The organism is Geoalkalibacter sp. (assembly GCF_030604225.1).
In the GTDB taxonomy this organism is placed as follows: Bacteria; Desulfobacterota; Desulfuromonadia; order Desulfuromonadales; family Geoalkalibacteraceae; genus Geoalkalibacter.
On the sequence record NZ_JAUVWH010000174.1, the window covers coordinates 1 to 5,000 of the forward strand.

The 5,000-nt window shown below is 61.7% G+C and carries 3 protein-coding genes; all 3 read right to left on the reverse strand.

Going from position 1 to position 5,000, the window contains the following annotated elements; translation table 11 throughout:
• Nucleotides 1-7: 7 nt before the first annotated feature.
• Nucleotides 8-1,207, reverse strand: coding sequence for a GumC family protein (locus QAT43_RS14120; protein WP_305043729.1), 1,200 nt, complete (start codon nt 1,205-1,207; stop codon nt 8-10).
• Between the two features lie 45 nt (nt 1,208-1,252).
• Nucleotides 1,253-4,093, reverse strand: a complete 2,841-nt coding sequence (locus tag QAT43_RS14125) for an SLBB domain-containing protein (RefSeq protein ID WP_305043730.1) — start codon at nt 4,091-4,093, stop codon at nt 1,253-1,255.
• On the reverse strand, nt 4,090-5,000 hold a 911-nt coding region (locus QAT43_RS14130; RefSeq protein WP_305043731.1), incomplete at its 5' end, for a capsule assembly Wzi family protein. The genes QAT43_RS14125 and QAT43_RS14130, both read right to left, overlap by 4 nt.

The window sequence follows — 5,000 nt, forward strand, 5'->3', positions numbered from 1 at the left end:
TACAACACTACTCACGCAGGCGCAGACTGGCCTTGATCTGCTCCCACCGTTGACGATCCTCGCCGTTGAGATTGCGGCCGAATTCACGGACAAAAGCGACGAGGATTGCGAGAAAACCGGCGGCGAACGTAGCGACCAAAACCATTAAGGAACGCTTGGGTTTGCTCTTGCGGTCGGGCACAAAAGCATCATCCAGCACCTGCAGGGTCGAGGTGTTTTTCGCCTCGCTGATCTTGGCGACCTCGTACTGCTTGGTGAGCAGCTCGAAGAGCGTCTCCTGCACCTTGTAGTCGCGCATGAGACGAGCGAACTGTAGCCCCAGCTCTGGCACCTCGGAGGTCACGAAAAAAACATCTCCGGCCACCTGCTGGCCGCCGGGGGACTGCTCGAGACGGCGGATCTGCTCGCGAATCTGGCTGATACTTTCGCGCAGGGCGCGCACCTGGGGATTTTGCTCGGTCTGGTAGGAGAGCAGCACGCCGAGCTCGACCTCCTTGCTGGCCAGTTCGCCCTTGAGGCGCGAAATGGCTTCGATGAGACCTTTGGCCTGCTCATCGAGCTTGATGGCCTTGTGCTCTTCTTGAAAACGCTTGAGATTGTCTTCGGCCTGCGCCAGATCCCGGCCGACCACCGCGAGGCGTTCCTCGAGAAACTGTCGCTCGCGCCCCGCGGTGCTCAGGTTGAGGCGCACATTAAGTTTCTTGAGTTCCTCGACAAAAGCATTGGCCAAGGCGGCGGCGCGCCGGGGATCCTGGTCGTCAACGCTGACGCTGATGACGCCATCGGTTTTTCCCAGGGACACATTCATCAAGCCATTTAGCTTGTCGTACATTTGGCTGCGCGATTCCTGGCCATAGGCGTTCATCAGATCGAACTGCTCGATGACGGCATCGGCAATGGTGCGGCTTTTGAGCATCGCCACGTACAGATCGCCCGAGGAGCCGCCAACCCGCACCCCTGCCAAAGCGGCCAAATCCCCCATGCCGCCGAGCATGCTGCTCAATCCACCCTTTTCCTGCTGCGGCGGCAGGATGCGCGCGGTGGCGGTAAAGATATTCGGCAGGGTCAGTGTGTAGATGCAGGCCAAAGCAAAGGTGGCGACGCAGGTGCCGACGATCATCTTCCAGTTGCGAGCCAAGACCAGCAGCAAGTCAAGAAGGTTGATTTCGTCGTCATCGAAGCCCTCGCCCTGAGAGCCACGAGCCAAGTCTTTACGGTGATCATTTTCCATATTTAGCCTATCAACAGATGATCAGAACGATGCGACCGCCGCCGCGCCGAGGGCGATCTGGTAGAAGATCTGGGTGAGATCCTTGATCTCGCGCATGATGTGGATGCGCTGAAATTTCTCGGGCACCAACAGGGTATCGCCGGGATACATGACGGTATTGTTGAAGCCGCCGAACACCCAGCGGAAGTTCTCGCGGTCCCAACTCAGGCCGCTCCCTGTCTGATTCTGGCTGAGCACGGTACCATCGGCGCGCACGATGAACATCTGGCGGGTGTTGGCGTCTTCCTTGGGACCACCAACCTGGGTCAGGTAATTGGCCACCGTCTTTCCGGGGCTGAAGGTCAAAGTGATCGGATTGTACACCTGTCCCAGCACCATGACGGTGCGCGGGTTGGTCGGAATATGAAGTACATCACCGCCGACCAGCTCGATGTCGTATTCACTGCCGCGAAAATCCTCCAGGGGCGCGAGCCTGACCACCATGCGCCCGGTGACGGGGGTTTCGCGCAGCTTGCGCAGCAGTTCCTGGCGCGCGTCGAGCAGGGCCTGGGCCGACTGGATGTCGTCGCGGCTCATGGCGCCGCCGGCGATCTCCGAGGAAACACGCAGGGCGGCCTGCTCCTGTTCGCGAATCAGCTGCTCGATGCGCTCCTGTTGCAGCTGCCGCACCGATTCGCGGGTAAAAACAGCACCACGCAGATAGGCGCGGTCGCTGAAGCCGCCGGCGCGCGCCAACAGCGAGCCGAGCGTCTCGCCCTTGGCCACGGTGTATTCGCCGGGAAAGCGCACCTCGCCCTCCAGGCGCACGGTGGCTTTTTCATGGAAATCGGGTAGCTGCCGCACAAAGAGCTGGTCATCGGGATGCAGGCTCAGATTATGGTCAGGGTCGCCGGCCAGGGCCTTATCAAGTCGGATGAGCAGCTGGCGAGTCTGGGTTCCCTGTGCGCCGTGTTCAAAGCGGGTGATCTCGGCTTCGTCGAGAAAAGCGCCGCGGCGCAGATTGCCGGCGGCAACGATCAGATCCCGCACCCGCATCTGCTCGAAGTAGCGGAACAGCCCGGGGTTCTGCACGGCGCCGGAAACGCGCACCTGGGCGCCCTCCTCCATTTCCTCGCGGGAGAAGATGCTGATCTCGTCATGCTCCTGCAACAGCAGATTTTCCTCGGGATCGCCGGTCAGGGCGGCGGCGAGGTTGACCGTCAGCTTGCGCGGCTGATACAGGGGCGGCTCAAGGCGCAGCACCTCGGCGAAGCCCGGATAGTAGTAGGGCAACAGGTTGTCGTAGCGCAGCAGCAGATCGGCGAGACGCATACCCTCCTGCAACTGATAGGGGCCGGGCCGCGCGACATATCCCTTGAGCACGACGTAGCGGTTTTTTACCGGAGCGATGGAATAGACCTGCACCATGTCGCGATCGGCCAGGACAAAATCGAATCCCGCCTCGGCGGCGAGGGGCTCCTCGCCGAGATCGAGATCGATGACCTTGCGTGACTGGTGGGCCAGAACCCGCTCGACCTGCACCTTGCGCAGGTAGGCGGTGGACTGAAAACCGCCGGCCAGGCGCAGCAGGTCGCCCAGGGTTTCGCCGCCCTTGAGCTCATAGATGGCTGGCCGCCGTACATCGCCGGCGATTCCCACCTGGGCGCCGGCGATGGGCACATGCACGGTGTCGCCGGCCTGCAGGCGCAGGTCGCGACTGCGATCACCGGCTGTAAAGAAGTCGTAGAAGTCGACCTCGGCAACCACTTGCCCGCCACGCACCAGTTGCACCGCGCGCAGACTGCCGTTGCGCGTGGGGCCGCCTGCCAGGGTCAGGGCGTTGAGGATAGTGGCCATGGAACTGAGCGTGTAAGTTCCAGGCTGCCGGACTTCGCCCACCAGGAACACTTGAATGGAGCGCAGCGCTCCCAAACTCACATTCATTTCGAAGTTACTGAAATATTTTGAAATTTCTCGCCGGATACTGTCCCTGCCCTGGGTCAGGGTCTGCCCCCAGAGAGTGATCGCGCCGACCCGCGGAACGTTGATGACGCCGTTGCGGTCGATGGTCACCTCATGGCGTCCGTCGATGGCACCCCACAGATGGATCTCCAGGGTATCACCGGGACCCAGTACGTAATCGGGTCCGACGGGCGCCAGACGATCGGGCAGAAAAGCGGGATTCTCGGTTTCAAAAAAGCGAAAACCGAATTGCTTGAGATCACGATCGACCGTCGGGGCACGCAAATCCTGAAGATACCAAGGCGATTCCTGCTCTCCGGTCGCCGCCAAAAATTGCCGGCGCTCCTCAACCCCCAGGCTCTGCAGATAGGTACGACGCCTTGTCTCGTCCAACTCACGGAACATCTTGGCCTTATCGCGCAAGCTCAGCGACTCGTCGGCCGTCACAAGTTCAAGGTAGAGCGCAGCCTGAAACTCCTCGCGACGCACCGTCATGGGATCTTGGGACTGAGGGGCCAGGCTTTCGCGACGCTCGACGGCCTCGCCGAGGATCACCGGCGCCTGGCGAAAGCCTTGTTCGACCCGCGAAGGCTCGGGCGCCTCGACCTTGGGAAGAGCGGCATCCTTGTCGACGGCCTGCCCTCTGGGCTCCTGCCGTCCATCGCGACGCGGACCCTCGGAGCCTGCCTCCCAAAAGGGCAGATCTCGGGCATCGCGCTCGGCGGACTGCCTGGAGACCCCGCCCGTGTCCCCGCTCTCCGCCCGCAGCAGGATGTTCTGTTCGCGCTTTTCTGGAACGAGGGGACCACCGGTGCGCGACTCCTGCGCCCAAGACTGGCCGCCGGGAGCCAGCAGAATGGCGGCGAGAAAAACCAGGGCAAGAGCAACGGCGGAGCGCCAAAGTTGGTTGAGCGTGGTCATAAACGGTAATCCAGACTGAGAAAGGTGAAGTGATGGGTTGCGTCCACCCCCGAAACGAAGCCGACATTGCGCACCCGGTCAAAAGCATAGCGGCCAATCAGGCGCATGTTGTCGGAGGCCTGCCAGGCCAGGTTTAATCCCGGCTGCAGATGGTCTTCCGTCTCGGCCTGGCTGTAGCCGCGTTTCTGGTAATCCACCTCCACGGCGGCGCTCAACCTCTCGGTGAGAAAAGCCGAAACCTCCAGATACCACGAGCGGGCATCGCCGCCGATTTGATGGCCGAGAATTTTCCCTTCATAGGTATAGCCTGATCGATACTGGGAATGACGATACCAAACGGGTCCGTGCCCCTGATAGGCGAGATTGGCATGCTCGGCGCGCAGGGCCAGGCGCCCGCTGGGTTCGAGGCGCGGCAGGTAAAGACCAAGCAAAAAAGCCTTCTTGGCGATGAACGCACCGGCCTCGTCTTCGCCGCCGAGTTCCCCGTAGAGTTCGGCATGGTAAAGAAAGGGCAGGGTCAGGCGCGCGTCGAGGGCGGCCACGCTGTTGCTGCTGTCGTCGCCCCCCTCAAGGTTCTTGCCGCCGAGGATGGTGATGAATTCGGAAAAATCGATGTCGGGGCGCCCCTCGCCGCCGAACATGACCGCGCGCGAACCGCCGATTTCCAGCCAGGGAAGAGGCCTGAGGTTGAGACGCAGGCCGGCGATGTAGGGGTTGGGCACCGCGCGCGCGCTTTCGAGTTCGCTCCAGAAGACATCAAAGCGAAAAGGGCCGAGATGCTTGAATACCCAAGGCAGCAGCACAGGAGACGGCGTAGTGAGACGCAGCATGTCGAGAGGTTTTGCATTATTGCTCAGCACCAGGGCGCCGTTGCGGCCCTGCCCCCACCACAACGACTGGCGACCGA